The organism is Aeromonas sp. 600282 (assembly GCF_049175755.1).
Lineage (GTDB): Bacteria > Pseudomonadota > Gammaproteobacteria > Enterobacterales > Aeromonadaceae > Aeromonas > Aeromonas veronii_A.
Map to the genome: position 1 here is coordinate 16,752 of NZ_JAAKVR010000010.1, position 16,735 is coordinate 33,486.

A 16,735-nucleotide genomic window follows, 5' to 3' on the forward strand; every position below is an offset into this window, starting at 1 on the left:
GCAAGGTGCTGAAAACGCGCAATAAAAAACCGGCCGCAGAGCGGCCGGAAGAAATTCAAACAGTAGACATTGGTTTCACAGGGTATAACCGACAGTCAACCTTTTAGAAGTTGTACTGCAGGGCGACAGCAACAACGTCGTCGGTGTTCTTGCCCAGAGAGTTGGTGGACTTGCCATCAACAGAGTCAAGCAGGTTCAGCTTGTAGTCAACGTAGGCGTTGAAGTTCTCGGTAAAGTTGTACCAGGCACCGATGGATACGTACTCGGTGTAGGTGTCGTCAATGCCGTGGGCAGTATCTTTGACGTCAGTGCGCAGGTAAGCCAGAGAAGGCTTGAACTTGCCGATGGTGTACTGGGCAACGGCTTCGTAACCATCCATCTTCTCGGCGTAGCCGTTGTTGACGAACAGGTGGTTCTCACCGTGGGAATAGGTTGCCGCCAGATAGAGGTCGCCTGCAGCATATTTGGCACCGAAGCCCATCAGCTTGGCATCTTTCTCGCCGCCAAAGGCTGCGTAGCGGGCCTGTTCGGCAGTTTTGCCAGCCTGGTTGTATGCAGCGCCCAGGCTCAGACCCATATCGAAGTCATAGTTGGCAGAGAAGGCAAAGCCCTCTTTGGAACCAGTGCTGTTCCAGCTCTCACCGTTGTAGAGGTTACCGTTGAAGGACTCGGCAATGGCGCTGCGGCCAGCATTTTGCGGGTTATTGTTACCAGTGAACTGGGCACCCAGAGTCAGACCTTCGTAGTTGAAGATGTACTGAGCCAGACCGTTGGTACGGCCGGTACCGAATACTTCGGTATCTTTGCCCAGGCCATCACCACCCCATTCGGGCAGTACGTCGGTATAGTTGTTTACGGCCTTGGTGAACAGACCATCCTGACGGCCATAACTGAAGGCACCGAAGCGATCGTGCTGGATGCCGGCATAGGCGTAACGCAGTTCATCGTTGTCAGAACCGGAGGTCGGCAGGTTGTATTCGGCAAAGCCGAATGCCTTCATCTCGGGAGCGATCTTGGTCTCGCCAGCAACGTGCAGACGGAAGTAGCTCTGATCTCCTTCGGCGCTGTTGTTGTCAGTGCCGTAGTAGGCACCCTGGGCACGGCCACCGATATCCAGCTTGGTGTCGTTCTGGTTGTAAACGGTAGCAGCGTGGGCGCCACTGGCCAGCAGCAAGCTGGAGATGGCCATAGTCAGTGCAGACTTTTTCATATCCTTATTTCCTCTGATGTAAACACTTCCGAACCTGTGGTCGGTTCTATGGAAATCGGAAAGGGTCCGATAGCCACACGGTAGGCGCTTGAACCTTGACTGGGCCTGAATCTGTCGTCGTTTAATTTGGTGCTGAAGGGCGCTGTTGATACTGGATATGACGTTTTTTGACAGGTTAAAAAGAGATTAAATTCAATGAATTATTCTCTATTGGCTGTTTTGACATTAAAGCTGGCCTGACCAATAAGGTCGATGACTCAAGTTGTGAGGCGAATCACGAAGGGGGAGAAGAGTGGCGGGAGGAAAATGGGACAGGAGCACTTGCCGTGCTCCTGTCAGGCGGTCAGCTTGCTTTTTGCCACAGTGTCATCAGCAAATCCTGTTCCAGCTGTGCCGGACCTTGCTGGATAAAGGCATGGCGCTGTTCGCCGTTGGCGCGCCAGCCGAGACGGCTTGTCTCCAGAATAAAGGCGCGCATGGTCTGATCCATAGAGATAGGGAACTGGCAGCGCTCCTGGCTTACCAGCCGGAGACCGGCAAGCGAGGGCCAGCTTAAAGGGTGTTCCATACTCACCGGATTGAGGCTGACCCGCAGTTGCCACTGATGACGCGGGCCCGGCTGCAGATAGAGCAGATAGCCACCGGGGGCCAGCCAGCTGACCAGCTGTTCCGTCTTGACCTTGAGATCGTTGACCAGCAGCACCTGAGCAGAGCCCGGTTGCAACGGCGCGCGAGCGGGATCGGCAATGACAAACTGGCCGTCCGGCTGCGCTTTTTTGGCGGCAAAGATGGTGTTCTTGGCGATATCAACCCCAGCAAACTGCCAGCCGGGCAGGCGCTCTGCCAGCGCGCGGCAGTAGTAGCCTTCACCACATCCCAGATGAACCAGCTCTTGTGGGGCAAGGGGAGCGAGCAGGGAGGCCATGGCCTCGACCAGCGGCAGTTGGTGGCCGGCTTCCAGGAAATGGTGCTTGGCGCGCATCAGGGCACGGCTGTCGCTGTCTTTGGGGTTTTTCTTGCCGGGGATGAGATCCAGATAACCTTCCGGTGCCGGATCGAAGTGATGCTTGTTGTCGCAATAGCGCCCCTGGGAGGCTTCATGAAGATGGAGCGGACTGCGGCAACGGGGACATTGAAGGTGCATAGTAACTCTCTGGGCGAATGCCGGAACAGTGAAGGGCGTTCGGGATTATAGGGGAGAGGATAAAAAAGGCTGCCGTAGCAGCCTTTTTTATCCCAAGGCCTCAGTCAGCCCTGCGGACGGGTCATCAGCGAGTGCCAAATACCACAATGGTCTTGCCGTGAGCAGAGATGAGCTCCTGCTCTTCCAGCATCTTGAGGATGCGGCCCACGGTTTCACGGGAGCAGCCGACGATCTGGCCGATCTCCTGACGGGTTATCTTGATCTGCATCCCATCCGGGTGGGTCATGGCATCTGGCTGCTTGGCCAGGTTGAGCAGAGTCTGGGCGATCCGGCCGGTCACATCCAGGAAGGCGAGGTTACCCACTTTCTGGCTGGTGTGCTGCAGGCGCTTGGCCATCTGGCCAGAGAGACGCATCAGAATGTCCGGGTTGACCTGGATCAGCTGGCGGAACTTCTTGTAAGAGATCTCGGCCACTTCGCAAGAGCCTTTGGCGCGAACCCAGGCGGAACGCTCGGGATTCTCGTTCTCCTCGAACATCCCCATCTCGCCCAGGAAGTCACCCTGGTTCAGATAGGAGAGGATCATCTCTTTGCCCTCATCGTCCTTGATCAAGACGGCCACAGTGCCCTTGACGATGTAGTAGAGGGTCTCCGCTTTTTCACCCGCATGGATCAGGGTGCTCTTCGCGGGATACTTATGAATGTGGCAGTGCGACAAGAACCATTCCAGGGTGGGATCGCTTTGCGGTTTGCCAATAACCATGAGAATTCCTCTGTAGTGTCTTTTTATGGACTTGTGCGTCCGGGCAAGCTGCCAATCTTGCCATTCCTTGTATTAGTCGCAGTAGGATAAGAGCCTTTGTCTGTGCTGACAAGGCTTTGCGCCCTTTTGCAAGAGCCCTTTGGGTAATGCCTGCTGCGCTGCTTCGGCCATTCTAGGGAAGATAGAGGTCGGAGATGTTGATTTTGATCTATTTCCATCCCAACTCCCCCTGTTCGGCAGAGATAAGCGACTGGGTTATGCTAGGGATCCATCATCACGATTAACAGGAGAGAGTGCGAGATGAAAGCCAAGGTCAGCTGGGTGGAAGGGATGAAGTTTGTGGGTGAGAGTGAATCCGGTCACAAGGTGATCCTGGATGGAGCCAACCCCGGTGAGGGGGCCAGCCCGATGGAGATGATCCTGCTGGCGGTCGGTGGCTGCAGCTCTATTGATGTGGTCTCCATCCTAGAAAAAGCGCGCCAGTCGGTGACCGCTTGTCATGTCGAGGTCAGTGGCGAACGGGTTGATAGCGTGCCCCGGGTTTTCGAGAAGATTAATCTGCACTTCGTGGTGACAGGCAAGGGATTGGCAGAGAAACAGGTGGCCAGAGCGGTCGATCTGTCGATGGAAAAATACTGTTCTGTTTCCCTGATGTTGGAAAAAGCGGTACAAATTACCCATAGTTATCAAATTGTTGAAGCTTGATAACTGACGATTGTTTCGTTGGTACCCTGGCATAAGGCCGTCACATGAGGCCTCTGCACAAGGCCATTACATAAGGCCATCACATAAGGAAAGTGCAATGAAAAAATTGATCGCTCTGCTTCCCCTGTTGGGTCTGGCGGCGTGCAGCAGCCCGCAACCTACCCAGTATCAATACAGCCAATACCAGTGTGGCGAAGAGATGCTGGCCATTACCTATGATGCCCAGGCTGACATGGTGCAGTTCCCCTATGCCGGGGTTTACCACAAACTGGCGCGTGTGGAGTCAGAGTCTGGCGCCAAATATTCTGACGGCCTGACCACCTTCTGGAATCAGGAGAAACAGGCGCTCCTCACCCAGAAAGGGGTTACGCTGCTTACCTGTACGCTCAAATAAGTGTCCACAGATATCTGAAGGCGTGCAGCTTCGTGTCCCAGTCTGGCCAAGACCAGACTGGGACAAAACTGTGAGACCACAAAAAACGGCTTGCCGGGAGGCAAGCCGTTTTTCTATCCATCCCTTTTCAATAAGCCAGCATTAACTGTTAATTGGTCGGGACGCTATGAAGCAGTTCGGCAGCGAGCTGCTGGCTGAGCGACTGACGTTGGCTATCAGCAATGCTTACATCGCTGGTCAGCTGGATGATGCTGCTCCAGACTGCTTTCTGGGTTTTGCGATCGAGCAGCACTATGGCCAGCGAGCCTTTGCGCTGGTTGGCCGAGGCATAGACCCCGGGCGTCATGCCGAGGCGGGCGAAAATCTCGCCATCGCTCATATCCTTGCCGCCCGCGACGCCTATGGCGACCCACAGATCCGCCTCGTCGAGCGGCGCACTCTGCCACCCCTTGCCATTGAGCTCCCGGCTCACCGCCTGCTGCATCGGCTCCAGCCACCCTTCCGCCAGCTCACCGGCGAATTGATACTGCTCGGCCAGGGCGTAGCGCGGGGTTGCGCCATAGGTCCAGTTGCCAATCGGACGAACCAGCATGGTGCCGGACTCCAGCGTGGGGGCCGTCGGCCCGCTGCTGCAGCCGCCAAGCAGGGCGGCCAATACCACAGAGATAAACGCTAACCGCATTGTGAACTCCTTGGCTTAAGTGATCTTGCCGGTTTCAAGTAGTTGCTGGATGAGTGGCTTAAGGATCAACTCCATGGCAAACCCCATCTTGCCACCCGGCACGACGATGGTATTCATTCGTGACATGAATGAGCCGTCGATCATCGACAACAGATAGGGAAAATCGACCTGTTTTATGCCGCGAAACCGGATCACCAGCATACTCTCGTCCAGACTCGGGATCACCTTGGCACTGAAGGGATTGGAGGTGTCCACTGTCGGCACCCGTTGGAAGTTGATATGGGTGCGCGAGAACTGCGGGGTGATGAAGTTGATGTAATCATCCATGGAGCGGACTATGGAGTCGGTTACGGCCTCACGGGAGTGGCCGCGCTCCGAGGTATCGCGGATCAGCTTCTGGATCCACTCCAGGTTGACGATGGGCACCACGCCGATGAGAAAGTCCACGTGGCGGGCTACGTTGTGATCCTCAGTGACCACACCACCGTGCAGCCCTTCATAAAACAGCAGGTCAGTGTCGCTCGGCAGATGCTGCCAGGGGGTGAAGGTGCCGGGCATCTGGTTGAAGGGGACCGCCTCGTCAAAGCTGTGCAGATAGCGGCGATACTGGCCGGTGCCATCCTGGCCATAGCCCTGAAAAAAGCTCTCCAGCAAGCCGAAGTCATTGGCCTCGGGGCCAAAATAGCTGATGTGGCGTCCTTGTTCACGCGCCTTGCGGATTGCCACATCCATCTCGGGGCGGGTGTAGCGGTGAAAACTGTCACCTTCCACCACGGCTGCCTGATAACCCAATTGGTGGAACATGGATCGAAAGGCGATGGTGGAGGTAGAGGTACCGGCACCGGACGACCCGGTGACGGCGATAATGGGATGCTTGGCCGACATAGAATGCTCTCTTCCTTGGGAGTTTCGTTATACGGGCGTGAACCCGAGATGGTCAAGACGGCTCATTGAAACGAGCGCGTGGCACAATATTGACCGATTCATGCAACTCGCTATAGACGATCACGGCGATGCCTTGCTGTAATTGAGTCCTTACCATAGCGACTTTGGCTTCAAGCGAAACATCATGCTCGCCATATTCGGTGCCTTCTTGCAGCACAAACTGTTCGATCAGGTTGGTCAGGGTATCGGCATCCAACGCTTGCCAGGGGATTATCATGAAGGGATCTCGATGCAAAAGGGTATAACCGTCAGCTATTGTTGTGCGCAATAAAATGAGTGCAACCTCTTTTTACGCGTTTCGTGGAGTGTGAGACATGTTGTCTGAAGAGCAACGCCGGGCCCCCTCAACGATATCGGCTCACATGGATCTTGCTTGTCGCCAGGCCATCAGTCGCGGCATGGTCTGGTTCTGGTTGCTGAACTGGCTGGTTGTGCTGTTTCTGGCGATACGCTACCAGGTCTACAGCCAGGCAGGCCTGGCCAGTGACGGTACTCTGCCATGGCGCTTTCAGAGTGAGCTGGGCTTTGTCATGGTCGTGCTGCTGCTGCTGCCGGTTGCAGCCCTGCTCTGCAATCATCTGCAGGATCGAGTCTGGCTATGGTGCGCATTGGTCGTAATGCTGGTCTGGGGGGGCGTCTGGACGCTGCATATCTTCACCATTGGTGAAGTTGAGCTGCGAGGAGGGGCAAGTTATGCCAACGGGATCATGCGCCTCAATTTACTGGCTGCGCTGATCGCGTTTTATCCCGACCGACGCGTGTTGTATGCCTATCTCAGTGTACCGTTGCTATTTGGCGTTGCGCGTTTGTGGTGGCTGGAGGTGGATTTTCCGCAGCTTTATCTGCTTGAGGTGGTATGTACCATAATGGCGCTGGAGGTTGGTCGCCGGATGCTGCATCGCTGGTTTGAATTGGCCGTGATGCGTGAGCATGACAATCTGGCCCTGTTGCGGCGCCTCGATGCACTGGCCAAGCAGGATCCACTGACTGGTCTTGCCAATCGGCGCCACTTCAGTCAGGAGCTCGAACGCTGCAAAGCCCATAGTCAGTCGAGCGGCGCCCCGCTTGCCCTTATCCTCATCGATGTGGACTACTTCAAACGCTTTAACGATCACTATGGCCATCAGGCGGGGGATGTCTGCCTGCGGGAGGTGGCGCAGTTGATGATGCGTTCGGTGCGCAGTGAGGCGGATCTGGCCGCCCGTTATGGCGGCGAGGAGTTTGTGTTGCTACTGCCCGATGCCGACAGGCAGAGCGCCGCTGCGGTAGCGCGGCGGCTGCAGGATGGGCTGGCCGAATTGCAGCTTGAGCATCTGGCATCCGATGTTGCCAGTCGGGTGACCATCAGTCAGGGGATCGCGACACTGGAAGGCGGGGAGAGTGGTGAGCAGCTACTGGCGCGGGCCGACCAGGCCCTCTACATGGCCAAGGCTGGGGGTCGCAATCAGTTCTGCACCGCACCCTGAGTCTGTTCGGCAATCCAGTGACTGATCCGCTCATCCAACCAGAACTTTGGCCGCCAGGGGGTGCCGTGCAGAAAACCGACATGGCCGCCGCGCTGGCTCAGCTCATAGCGCACCGTGGGCGAGAGTTGATCCGGCCGGGGAATGACCGCGTGTGACATAAAGGGATCGTCGGCGGCGTGCAGGATAAGGGTCGGGATGGGGATTTGAGCCAGCAGCGGTAGTCCCGAGCAGCTCTGGTAGTAGTGGCTGGCACTGTGAAAGCCGTGCAGCGGAGCGGTGACCAGTTCGTCAAAATCGCGCAGGGTGGCAATCTGCTCCACTTGCCGGGGCTGCCAGCGTTCACTCGCTTTCTGCTGTTGGCTGATCTTGCTGAGCAAATTGCGGCGCATGGTACGCAGCAGATAGTTCTGATAGACCTTTGAGAAACCCTGATTGACCCGTTCGGCACAGCTGGCCAGTTGCAGCGGGGCTGAGACTACCACTGCCGCTTTCAATGCCGCAGGACAGGCCCGTGCCAGCAAGTTGACCAGCATATTGCCACCCAGTGAAAAGCCGATGGCGATCAGCGGTTTGCCCGGGAAGCGTTGGCTCAGCTCGGCAATCAGCTCCTGCGCATCACCGATGGCGCCGGAGTGATAGGCATGCAGGTGGCGATTGGGCTCGCCGCTGCAGCCACGAAAGTGCATCAGCACGGCCTCTCTGCCCTCTTGCTGCAGATGGGTGAATAATCCCTTGGCATAGTGGGAGTGAATGCTCCCCTCCAGCCCGTGAAAGACCACCACCAGTGGTCGCGAATCTGTCGTGATCTCGCCGCTCCAGGCGAGATCGACAAAATCCCCGTCAGTCAGTTCGAAGCGCTCGGCCACAAATCGGGCCGGAGTCCGGCGCAGCCATTTGGGCAATATGGTCTGCAGATGAGGATTGCGGGCCCACCAGGGGGCGTGGAAGTGGCTTTCGGTCAGCATGGCGTCGTCGGTCTGGGTCGAAGATAGAGGGGCGAGAGGTGTTCAGCTCCCGCCAGTCATTGGCTTATTTCAGCAGGCGATCGTGATGTTCGGCACCGCGCAACATGGCCTGGATCAGCTCGTTGGCCTCGAACTTGGTCAGCGCCTCATGGGCGCCCACCTGATGGGCCCGCTCCACACTGATCTCGCTGGAGAGGGAGGTGTGCAGGATGATGTAGGCCCCCGCCAGTTTGCTGTCGCTCTGTACCTCGAAGGCCAGCTCGTAGCCATCGAGCCCAGGCATCTCGATATCGCTCACCAGAATATCGATGGGGGTCTGCTGGCTGGCACGTTGTTGCATCAGGGTCAGTGCGTCCTTGCCATTGGTACAGACCTCATAAGGGATATTGATGTAATCGAGGGCTGCCATCAGCTGGCGACGGGCGACCGAGGAGTCATCAACCAGCAGGATCCGCATCGGCTTGATCCGCTCCCGCTGCACATCGGTCAGCACCGGATAGAGGTGGCTCGGATCGTCCGGATAGACCCGGGAGAGGATCAGCTCCACATCCAGCAGCTGGATCAGCTGGTCATTGACCCGGGTGACACCAGTCACAAACACATTGTGGCCGAGGGCGGCGGGAGGTGACTCGATATCGCGCCAGTTGCACTCGGTGATCTTGTCGATGCCTCGCACCAGAAAGCCCACCAGGGTGCGGCGGCAATCGGTGATGATGATGAAGCAGTGGGGCATCTCCTCCTTGCTGATGGGGCGATAACCCACCGCCATCGCCATGTCGATCACCGGAATAGTGGCGCCGCGCATATTGGCGGCCCCCAGCACGGTCGGATGCGAGTGCGGCATGGCGGTCAGCTGGGTGTAAGGGACTATCTCCTTTACCTTGAGGGTGCCTATGGCAAAGGATTGCTGGGCTGAAAGGTGAAACAGCAACATGCCCTGGGATTGATTGGCTTTGCTCGTCATGGCAGATGTCCTGTTGGTCGAAAGGTTGGCAGTCACTTCAGGCCTTTAGCATAAAGGATTACGGGGGGGATGGCCCTTCCTTGTTAACGACCATCTGGCAAAAAACTGGACTCGTTCAGCCAATTTAGTTGGCGCATTCATACCTGTGTCCGGTTATTGAGCTCCATCTTCGCCAACACCCCACAGCTGGCAGATCGCTTGCAATGTGGCCTCATCGGCATAACCCAGCTTGCTGGCCACCTGCGCGGGTTTGCTGCCGCCCTTGAGCAATCTGAGCGCCTGCAGCAGTTGCCACTGTTGTTGCAATTCACTCCCTTCCACCGGCACATCGGCTTGTTGTGCCCACAGTTGCAGAGACTCCGGCTGGCCATTGGCCAGCGCTTGCCAACAGGCTTGCAGCTTACCGTAACCCTGCTGGCTGATGGCGCACTGTTGCAGCTCATCCAGGATCACCTGCAGTCGCTGACCGTAGGCCCCTTGCCACTCTTTCGGACGTTGCCACCGGGCCAGAGAGTCGAGCAGGGCATCGAGCAGCGGAGTGGCTTGTAGCCAGCCTGCCTGCTGCGGCTGAGCCACGCGCAAAGAGACGCTCAGCTGATCGTACTCGCAACCGCTGAGGGGGCTGAAGGCCGCAAGGGCATCGGCGCAGAGCCAGAAGCTGCTGCCTGCCGGCAGCAACAGCTCATGTTGGCCCAGTCTCAGCAGCGCGGCGCCCCGGGTGATCCGCAACAGCTGCCCGACCGGAGTTCGTTTGCGGTTGCCGGCGTGCAGGCCCTGGCAGGAAAAATGGTGATACTCGATGGCGTGATGCATGTAAAAACCCTGATATGATGCTGCCTGGAGGTAACAAATATGGAAACCAGACGTAAAAAACGCTTCATTGCCGGTGCAGTCTGCCCGGCGTGCGGCAAGTTGGACAACATGATGCTGTATCTGGAGCATGGAGTCGAGAAGGTGACCTGCGTCGCCTGTGGCGATACCCAGGTACAAACGCCTGCCGAGGTCGACAAGCAGACTCGCGAGGCGGAAGAGGTGATCGGGGTGTTTCGCCCCTGATGTGGCAACGGCGGGTGGAGTGCGGGTCTCCTCGCTGACGCTGTTGCCGTTTTTTTCGTCACTCCGTGGCGCCGCACGGCATATGCGCGGCCCGCTTTTTAGGGTATTCTGAGCCCGTTTTTTTCTATCCGCAGGATCCTGACATGAAAGTAGCTCCTCTGAGCGTGGTTACGCTGGAATACACAGTCACCGACGAGCACGGTGAAGTCATCGACAGCACTGTCGGCAAAGAGCCGCTGGTCTATCTGCACGGCACCCGTTACCTGGTCTCTGGCCTGGAAGCCGAGCTGGAAGGTCGCGCGGTAGGTGAAGCCTTCGAAGTGACTCTGGCACCGAGCCAGGCCTACGGCGAATATGACGAGACACTGGTACAAGAAGTACCGGGCGAGCTGTTCGACGGCATGGAAGTCTCCGAAGGGGATACTTTTGTGGCTGAAACCGACGATGGTCACCGTCCGGTGACCGTGGTTGAAGTGTCCGAAGAGTTCGTCAAAGTGGATGGCAACCATCCGCTGGCAGGCGTAACCCTGGGCTTCAAGGTCGAGATCAAGGACGTGCGTGCCGCCACTGCCGAAGAGCTGGCCCACGGCCACGTTCACGGTGCCGGTGGTTGCGGTCACGATCACGGTCATGACCACGATCACGGCGGCTGCTGTGGTGGTCATGGTCACGACCACGATGAGGATCACGGCCACGGCGGCTGCTGCGGTGGCGGCGGTTGTGGTGGCAAGGGCCATCACCACTGATCACGGCCATGCCGATGATAAAAAAACCCGCGTGAACGCGGGTTTTTTTTATTGGCTGACAGCTATGCCAAGCCATGTTGCCTGACCAGAGATGGCACCGGATCAGTAGTGCGGCGGCGGGGTCTCTTCGGCCATGCTGGCAATCTGGCTGGGCTGTACGCTTTGCAGTTTGTCGATCAGCAGCTGGATCTGGTATTTGAGTCGATCGATTTCACGGCCCTGGGTGGTTACCTCGTCGTTGAGCTGCTCTATGGTGTACTCCGCATAGGCGAGACGGGTTTCCAGGGTTTCGATGCGATCGTTAAGTTGCTGACTCATGGGCCTTCGGGTCCTTACTTGATTGTCCAGATTTCGGCCAGACCACTGGAGCTGGCACTGACAAGGTGGCTATTGTCGCGCAAAGCGACGCCGTAGACTACTGCGCTGGGCGGTTTCACCTTGGGTTGCGGCGAGACGCGCCAGCTCTGCAGCAGGGCACCATCGCTCACTTGCCACAGGGAGAGCTGACGGGAAGGGGCGCCGGTGATGAGCCACTTGCCATCGTTGGCAAAGCGGGCGCTGGTGTAGACCTCGAAGCGGTGATCATATTGCAGTTGACTCACCTCCTTGCCGGTTTTCAGATCCCAGATGCTGGCCCGGCTGCTGTCGGCGGTGAAGGCGTAGCGGCCGCTCGGCTCCAGTCTGGCCATGATCACCCGGCCACCATGGTTGAACCGCCAGATCACCTGCCCGCTACGGGTATCCCACAGATAGGCGCTGTAGTCGTTGCCGCCGGTCAGGGCGTAGCGACCGTTGGCGGAGAGATCCACCGTATTGACCTGTTCGGTGTGCCCCAGAAACTGCAGGCGACGGCCGCTTCGGGTGTCGAGCCACTCGGCCTTGCCATCTTCCCGCCCGATCAGCACATAACGACCGTCGGCAGAGAGCGCGATGTCCCTCAGCCTGGATTCAGGAAGTGAGTAGTAGCCTTGTGATTGCCCGTCGCTCAGCCGCCAGGTTGCAAAGGTGTCGGGGGTGGCGGTGACGGCATGGCTGTTGCCTTCGGAAAAGCGGGTAATGAATACCAGATCATCCGCCGAGTCGGATTGCTTCCAGCGCCAGCGTTGACGGTTCTGTTCCAGATCCCAGACGATGATGCCCTGGCTGATGCTGGAGACGATGGCTTGCTTGCCATCACTGGAGAGATCTGCGGTCAGCAGACCCGTGCTGGCGAGGGTCATTTGCTGGTTGGGTTGGGAGCTCTGCTCGCAACCGGTGAGCATTAAACAGAGGCTCACCAGATAAATGGCACTTTTTATCATTTTTGCGGTCTCACGCTTTTGTTACCTGCGATCACGGCGTTAGTATAAGGCGCTTATCACGATAAACCTCTCATTTCACGATGGAACCGAGAGCGGTATTTGGAGTTTGGAGAAACTGATGAACAAATTTCTGAAGGTGTCCCTGTTGGCGGCGGCCGTTGCCGTCGGTCTGACTGCTTGCCAAAAAGACGAGAAGCCTGCTGCGGCCAATACCGCCGAAGTGAAGGCAGAAGCCAGCAAGCCGGCAGAGGCGACCAAGGCCGAAGCCAAGAGCTTTGAAGAGCAATCTGGCTACGCAATTGGCCTCTCCATGGGTCGTTACATCGCCAATACCCTGGAGCGTCAGCAGGAACTGGGCATCAAACTGGACAACGCCGTGATCCTGAAAGGGGTGACTGACGGTCTGGGCAAAGAAGCCAAGATGACTGATGAAGAGATCCAGAAGGTACTGCAGGATTACGACGCCAAGATCAACGAGCTGACCAAGGCCAAGGCCGAGAAAGACGCCGTTGAGAATCTGAAGAAGGGCGAAGAGTTCCTGGCTGCCAACGCCAAGAAAGAGGGTGTGAAGAGCACGGAATCCGGCCTGCAATACGTGGTCGAGAAGATGGGCTCTGGCGCCAAGCCGAAATCTACCGATATCGTCAAGGTTCACTACACCGGTACCCTGACCGACGGCACCAAGTTCGACAGCTCCGTCGATCGCGGCGAGCCGGCTACCTTCCCGCTCAACCAGGTTATCCCGGGTTGGACTGAAGGTGTTCAGCTGATGCCGGTTGGCTCCAAGTTCAAGTTCTTCCTGCCGTCCAAGCTGGCTTATGGCGAGCACGGTGCAGGCTCCATCCCGGCGAACGCCGTGCTGGTGTTTGACGTTGAGCTGCTGGCTATCGAGAAGCCGACTGCAGACGACGCCAAGAAGTAATCCCTTCTTGTAGTTAAAAAGCGGCTCCTTAAGGAGCCGTTTTTACTTGTGTATTCCCTGCAATCGCGGGATAACAGAGCTGTCTTGGCGTTGGGTTTGCGCGCGAAAATAAGGCAAAATAGATCGCAGAATCAAATACAAGGATGAGTCCAGTGGCTGAAAATAAATCGCGTGTCCTGCTGGTGGAAGATACCCGTAGTCTGGCGGTGGTCTATGAACAGTACCTGCGCCAGGAGGGGTATGAGGTGGTGCTGGCCGATTGTGGTCAGCAGGCGTTGGCGCAGTTGCTGGCAAGTCCTCCCCCCGTGGTGCTGCTGGATCTGGAGCTGCCGGATATGTCCGGTATGGATATTCTGCAGATGATCACCGAACAGCAGTTGCCCTGCTCGGTGGTGGTGATCACCGCCCACGGCTCGGTGGATGTGGCGGTGGAGGCGATGCGCCTCGGTGCCTTCGATTTTCTGACCAAGCCGTTTGACAGTAAGCGGCTCTGCGCCACCGTTCGCAATGCCTTGAAACACCAGCAGTTGAGCTCGCTGGTTGCCCACTATCGGGAGAACTTCGAGCGTAGCTCCTTCTTCGGCTTTATCGGTGCCTCCATGTCGATGCAGGCGGTCTATCGCATCATCGAGAGCGCTGCGCCCAGCAAGGCGACCGTCTTTATCACTGGCGAAAGCGGCACCGGCAAAGAGGTGTGTGCCGAGGCGATTCACCAGTGCAGTCCCCGCAGCGAACAGCCCTTTATTGCCCTCAACTGCGCCGCCATTCCCCACGATTTGATGGAGAGCGAGATCTTCGGTCATGTGAAGGGCTCTTTTACCGGCGCCCAGGGGGATCGCAAGGGGGCGGCCAGTCTGGCCGATGGTGGCACCCTGTTTCTCGACGAGATCTGCGAGATGGACCTGGATCTGCAGAGCAAGCTGCTGCGCTTCATCCAGACCGGCACAGTGCAGCGAGTCGGCAGCGGCAAGCTCGAGACGGTGGATGTGCGCTTTATCTGCGCCACCAACAGGGATCCGCTGGTAGAGGTAAAAGCGGGCCGTTTTCGCGAGGATCTCTACTATCGGCTCCACGTCATTCCGCTTACCCTGCCGCCGCTGCGGGAGAGGGGCGAGGATATCCTGCTGCTGGCGCGTACCCTGCTGCAGAGCTACGCCAAGGAGGAGAACAAACGCTTCAAGGATTTCGATGTCGAGGCGGCGCGAGTGCTGCTCGACTACCCTTGGCCTGGCAACGTACGCGAGCTGCAAAACGTGGTGCGCAATATCGTGGTGCTCAACGACAAGGAGCTGGTGAGCCCGGATATTCTGCCGCCACCGCTCAATGGGGTTCGCCCCCAACTGCCGGCTGCGATTGCGGCAGCGGTGGCATCTGCTCCGGCCGCCACCGGAGTGGCCAACGGGCCTATCCGCCCGCTCTGGCTGGTGGAAAAAGAGGTGATCGAACAGGCCATCGCCAGCTGTGACGGCAACATTCCCAAAGCGGCGGCCCTGCTCGAGATCAGCCCCTCCACCATTTACCGTAAAAAGCAGGGGTGGGAAGAGTCCAATCGGGCCTGAACCATCTTGCCAGCAGAAAGGGCGGCTAGCGTGCCGCCCTTGCTATTTTGGGGATCAGAGTTTGGCGAGGCGCTTGAGGCGGGTCAGCCGCTCCCCCTCGTTGGCGCTGAACCAGCGGTCCTGTGACAGCAGAAACCAGGCGCGGGAGAAGTATTCCGCGGCCAGCGGATCGTCCAGCACCAAGGCATTCTCCCCCAGCTCCTCGAACAGATAACCATCCTCAGGTTCGCCAGCCTCGGCCATATCGGCCTTGAGCTGGTGCAGCTCTGCCAGCGCCTGCTGGTGCTGACCCTGGGCCCGGGTCAGGCGAGCCAGACTCCAGCGGGCGATAAACGCCTTGGCCGGCTGGTTATGTTGCAGATGCCAGGCCAGGCACTTCTGTTGCTGGATTTTCGCCTCCTCGAAGCGGCCCAGTTCGAACAGGGTCCAGCCCTGATTGTTGTAAAGGGGGGCCAGCCAGCCGCGCACCTTCTCGTCACTGCTGCGTTCCGCCAGCTCCATCGCCAGTTGATGCCAGCGGCTCTGCTCTTCCAGCGGTGCGGCGATGGCGATCATGTGGGCGGCGTCGATAGCAAGATAGGTCTCCTTCTCCTTGAGCCCCCATTGCCAAGCTTGTTCAAACAGCGGTTTGGCACTGGCTTTGTCGCCCGCCGAGTTAAAGGTGCGGCCTCGCTCCAGCAGGGCCCTGATCCGCGCTCTGGGGGTTGTATCTGTGAGACGAGGCGCTATCTCGTCGAGCAGCTGGTGGGCTTCGGCAAACTGGCGCTGCAGCGAATGGGTACGGGCAATTTGGGTCAGCAACTCCAGTTCGAGTTGCAGGTCGGCGGCGGCGCGCGCTTCGGGAAGAAGGGTGTGAAAACGAAGGGCACTGGCGGCGGGATCCTGATAATCCCACAGCGCCATGAAATCGGGCGGATTGTCCATTTGGCCTCCTTGCTGGTTATCCTGTCACCAAGATGCCTGCAGGCCATTGTTTGTACAAGGGCGCCCGTCACAGAGCGCCCCTTGAGCCATGCTAACGGTTGTGCCAGCCGATCAGTAGACCATGGCCAGGCTCATCAGCATCAGGCCGAGGGCGGCAAAGGCCCCCTCCTTGATGGCGAGCCGTGGCACCAGCGCCTTGGGCAGGGCCGGAAACAGGCTCAGGGCAAAGCCAAGCCCCGGCATCAACCAGTGGAATGCCGGATCGCGCAGGGCGGGATTGGCGGCTCCATTGATGATGATCAGCAAAATAAACAGGGTGAAGGCGGGGAGGATAAACCAGCGTACCCCGCCGGCGGCGACCGCCCGCAGCGGCGAAATGCGATAGAGCAGCATGGTCACAAGGAACAGAACAAAAGGGGCCAGCAGATAGAGCGGAGCGGGGTTCATAACATCTTTCCTGAAAACTGATCGTCAAAAAACAGGGAGTCCGGTGCAAGAGGCGCGGGATTTAACCACTCTTCGCAGGTAATCACCAGCAGCCCGGGCCCGGGCTGTGAAGAGGATCCCGGATAAAGGTTTGCTAGCGCGTCTTAGTGCGACCAGAACCAGGCTGCTGCAAATCCCAGCCAGCTCAACACTAGCAAGATCCAGGGCAGGGGATGCTGATGGCTTACTTCAACCAGCTCCAGCTGATCGTCTTGTTCTTCGGTTTGTGGCGCGCCCTGTGGCTGCCTGGCTTTGGCCTGCATTTTTTTCTGGCGGCTCGCTTCGCGGGCCCGCGCCTTCATCTGTTTCTTGTATTCGTCGATGCCTTTCTGGATCCCTTGCGCGATAAGCTGGGTCTGTTCCTTGGTCTGCCCCGGCTTCTGGTTGGCACGGGCAATTTTCATCGCCTCCTGCTGGGTCTCGGGGGAAATCTTGTCGTACTTGGCCATCAAATCATCTCCTCGGGCATGGCTGGCTGGGGAGTATGCCATAAAGGCACGTCC

21 protein-coding genes are annotated in these 16,735 nt (G+C 58.0%); 7 read left to right on the forward strand and 14 right to left on the reverse strand.

Annotated features, from left to right (window positions below):
- Positions 1-103: 103 nt before the first annotated feature.
- The 3 genes from G5137_RS10955 to crp all read right to left on the reverse strand — a co-directional run bounded on the left by G5137_RS10955 (position 104) and on the right by crp (position 3,117).
- Positions 104-1,210: a porin gene (locus G5137_RS10955; RefSeq protein ID WP_216952975.1), complete on the reverse strand. Its 1,107-nt coding sequence runs from the start codon at positions 1,208-1,210 to the stop codon at positions 104-106.
- Between the two features lie 343 nt (positions 1,211-1,553).
- Positions 1,554-2,354, reverse strand: a complete 801-nt coding sequence (locus G5137_RS10960) for a putative RNA methyltransferase (RefSeq protein ID WP_216952976.1) — start codon at positions 2,352-2,354, stop codon at positions 1,554-1,556.
- A gap of 124 nt (positions 2,355-2,478) precedes the next feature.
- Positions 2,479-3,117, reverse strand: a complete 639-nt coding sequence (gene crp, locus G5137_RS10965) for a cAMP-activated global transcriptional regulator CRP (RefSeq protein ID WP_005335304.1) — start codon at positions 3,115-3,117, stop codon at positions 2,479-2,481.
- A 300-nt stretch (positions 3,118-3,417) separates the two neighbouring features.
- Here crp and G5137_RS10970 point away from each other — a divergent pair, with 300 nt between their 5' ends.
- Positions 3,418-3,822: an OsmC family protein gene (locus G5137_RS10970; RefSeq protein ID WP_216952977.1), complete on the forward strand. Its 405-nt coding sequence runs from the start codon at positions 3,418-3,420 to the stop codon at positions 3,820-3,822.
- 97 nt (positions 3,823-3,919) lie between these two features.
- On the forward strand, positions 3,920-4,216 hold the full coding sequence (locus tag G5137_RS10975; protein WP_216952978.1) for an MliC family protein: 297 nt from the start codon (positions 3,920-3,922) through the stop codon (positions 4,214-4,216).
- 148 nt (positions 4,217-4,364) lie between these two features.
- Here the strand turns inward: G5137_RS10975 and G5137_RS10980 are convergent, their stop codons facing one another.
- From G5137_RS10980 to G5137_RS10990, 3 genes are read right to left on the reverse strand one after another with little or no spacing between them, the layout of a single operon-like run.
- A complete protein-coding gene (locus G5137_RS10980) occupies positions 4,365-4,898 on the reverse strand; it encodes a DUF4136 domain-containing protein (RefSeq protein ID WP_421255364.1) in 534 nt (177 codons plus the stop codon).
- A gap of 15 nt (positions 4,899-4,913) precedes the next feature.
- Positions 4,914-5,783: a phosphoribulokinase gene (locus G5137_RS10985; protein ID WP_157162054.1), complete on the reverse strand. Its 870-nt coding sequence runs from the start codon at positions 5,781-5,783 to the stop codon at positions 4,914-4,916.
- Positions 5,784-5,835: 52 nt separating this feature from the next.
- Positions 5,836-6,060: a YheU family protein gene (locus tag G5137_RS10990; RefSeq protein WP_421255365.1), complete on the reverse strand. Its 225-nt coding sequence runs from the start codon at positions 6,058-6,060 to the stop codon at positions 5,836-5,838.
- 145 nt (positions 6,061-6,205) lie between these two features.
- On the opposite strand from G5137_RS10990, the gene G5137_RS10995 reads away from it, so the two are divergent.
- The gene (locus G5137_RS10995; RefSeq protein WP_337072492.1) at positions 6,206-7,309 is read left to right on the forward strand and encodes a GGDEF domain-containing protein; all 1,104 of its coding nucleotides are present in this window, start codon (positions 6,206-6,208) and stop codon (positions 7,307-7,309) included.
- Here the strand turns inward: G5137_RS10995 and G5137_RS11000 are convergent.
- From G5137_RS11000 to G5137_RS11010, 3 genes are all read right to left on the reverse strand, one after another.
- A complete protein-coding gene (locus G5137_RS11000) occupies positions 7,288-8,274 on the reverse strand; it encodes a hydrolase (protein WP_227342035.1) in 987 nt (328 codons plus the stop codon). The two genes, G5137_RS10995 and G5137_RS11000, sit on opposite strands and share 22 nt — an antisense overlap.
- 64 nt (positions 8,275-8,338) lie before the next feature.
- The gene (locus G5137_RS11005; RefSeq protein ID WP_227342036.1) at positions 8,339-9,238 is read right to left on the reverse strand and encodes a chemotaxis protein; all 900 of its coding nucleotides are present in this window, start codon (positions 9,236-9,238) and stop codon (positions 8,339-8,341) included.
- Positions 9,239-9,391: 153 nt separating this feature from the next.
- Complete coding sequence (locus G5137_RS11010; RefSeq protein ID WP_421255366.1) at positions 9,392-10,051, reverse strand: hypothetical protein; 660 nt, start codon at positions 10,049-10,051, stop codon at positions 9,392-9,394.
- 39 nt (positions 10,052-10,090) lie between these two features.
- Between G5137_RS11010 and G5137_RS11015 the strand changes: the two genes are divergently transcribed.
- Complete coding sequence (locus G5137_RS11015; RefSeq protein WP_005335287.1) at positions 10,091-10,294, forward strand: YheV family putative zinc ribbon protein; 204 nt, start codon at positions 10,091-10,093, stop codon at positions 10,292-10,294.
- A gap of 143 nt (positions 10,295-10,437) precedes the next feature.
- Positions 10,438-11,040 (forward strand): peptidylprolyl isomerase, encoded by a 603-nt coding sequence (gene slyD, locus G5137_RS11020; RefSeq protein WP_160881135.1) that lies wholly within the window; start codon positions 10,438-10,440, stop codon positions 11,038-11,040.
- A 102-nt stretch (positions 11,041-11,142) separates the two neighbouring features.
- Here the strand turns inward: slyD and G5137_RS11025 are convergent, their stop codons facing one another.
- Together G5137_RS11025 and G5137_RS11030 are read right to left on the reverse strand one after the other, a co-directional pair.
- Positions 11,143-11,358 (reverse strand): SlyX family protein, encoded by a 216-nt coding sequence (locus tag G5137_RS11025; RefSeq protein WP_216952985.1) that lies wholly within the window; start codon positions 11,356-11,358, stop codon positions 11,143-11,145.
- A gap of 14 nt (positions 11,359-11,372) precedes the next feature.
- The gene (locus G5137_RS11030; protein WP_043820853.1) at positions 11,373-12,341 is read right to left on the reverse strand and encodes a vegetatible incompatibility protein HET-E-1; all 969 of its coding nucleotides are present in this window, start codon (positions 12,339-12,341) and stop codon (positions 11,373-11,375) included.
- 118 nt (positions 12,342-12,459) lie between these two features.
- Here G5137_RS11030 and fkpA point away from each other — a divergent pair, with 118 nt between their 5' ends.
- Positions 12,460-13,263 (forward strand): FKBP-type peptidyl-prolyl cis-trans isomerase, encoded by an 804-nt coding sequence (gene fkpA / locus G5137_RS11035; protein WP_216952987.1) that lies wholly within the window; start codon positions 12,460-12,462, stop codon positions 13,261-13,263.
- Between the two features lie 152 nt (positions 13,264-13,415).
- Complete coding sequence (locus G5137_RS11040; protein WP_005348258.1) at positions 13,416-14,822, forward strand: sigma-54-dependent transcriptional regulator; 1,407 nt, start codon at positions 13,416-13,418, stop codon at positions 14,820-14,822.
- Between the two features lie 54 nt (positions 14,823-14,876).
- Here the strand turns inward: G5137_RS11040 and G5137_RS11045 are convergent, their stop codons facing one another.
- The 3 genes from G5137_RS11045 to G5137_RS11055 form a co-directional block, all read right to left on the reverse strand.
- Positions 14,877-15,746 (reverse strand): hypothetical protein, encoded by an 870-nt coding sequence (locus G5137_RS11045; protein WP_421255367.1) that lies wholly within the window; start codon positions 15,744-15,746, stop codon positions 14,877-14,879.
- Between the two features lie 111 nt (positions 15,747-15,857).
- Positions 15,858-16,193: a hypothetical protein gene (locus tag G5137_RS11050; protein ID WP_107684268.1), complete on the reverse strand. Its 336-nt coding sequence runs from the start codon at positions 16,191-16,193 to the stop codon at positions 15,858-15,860.
- 143 nt (positions 16,194-16,336) lie between these two features.
- On the reverse strand, positions 16,337-16,681 hold the full coding sequence (locus tag G5137_RS11055; RefSeq protein WP_206877835.1) for a DUF2956 domain-containing protein: 345 nt from the start codon (positions 16,679-16,681) through the stop codon (positions 16,337-16,339).
- Between the last annotated feature and the right edge of the window lie 54 nt (positions 16,682-16,735).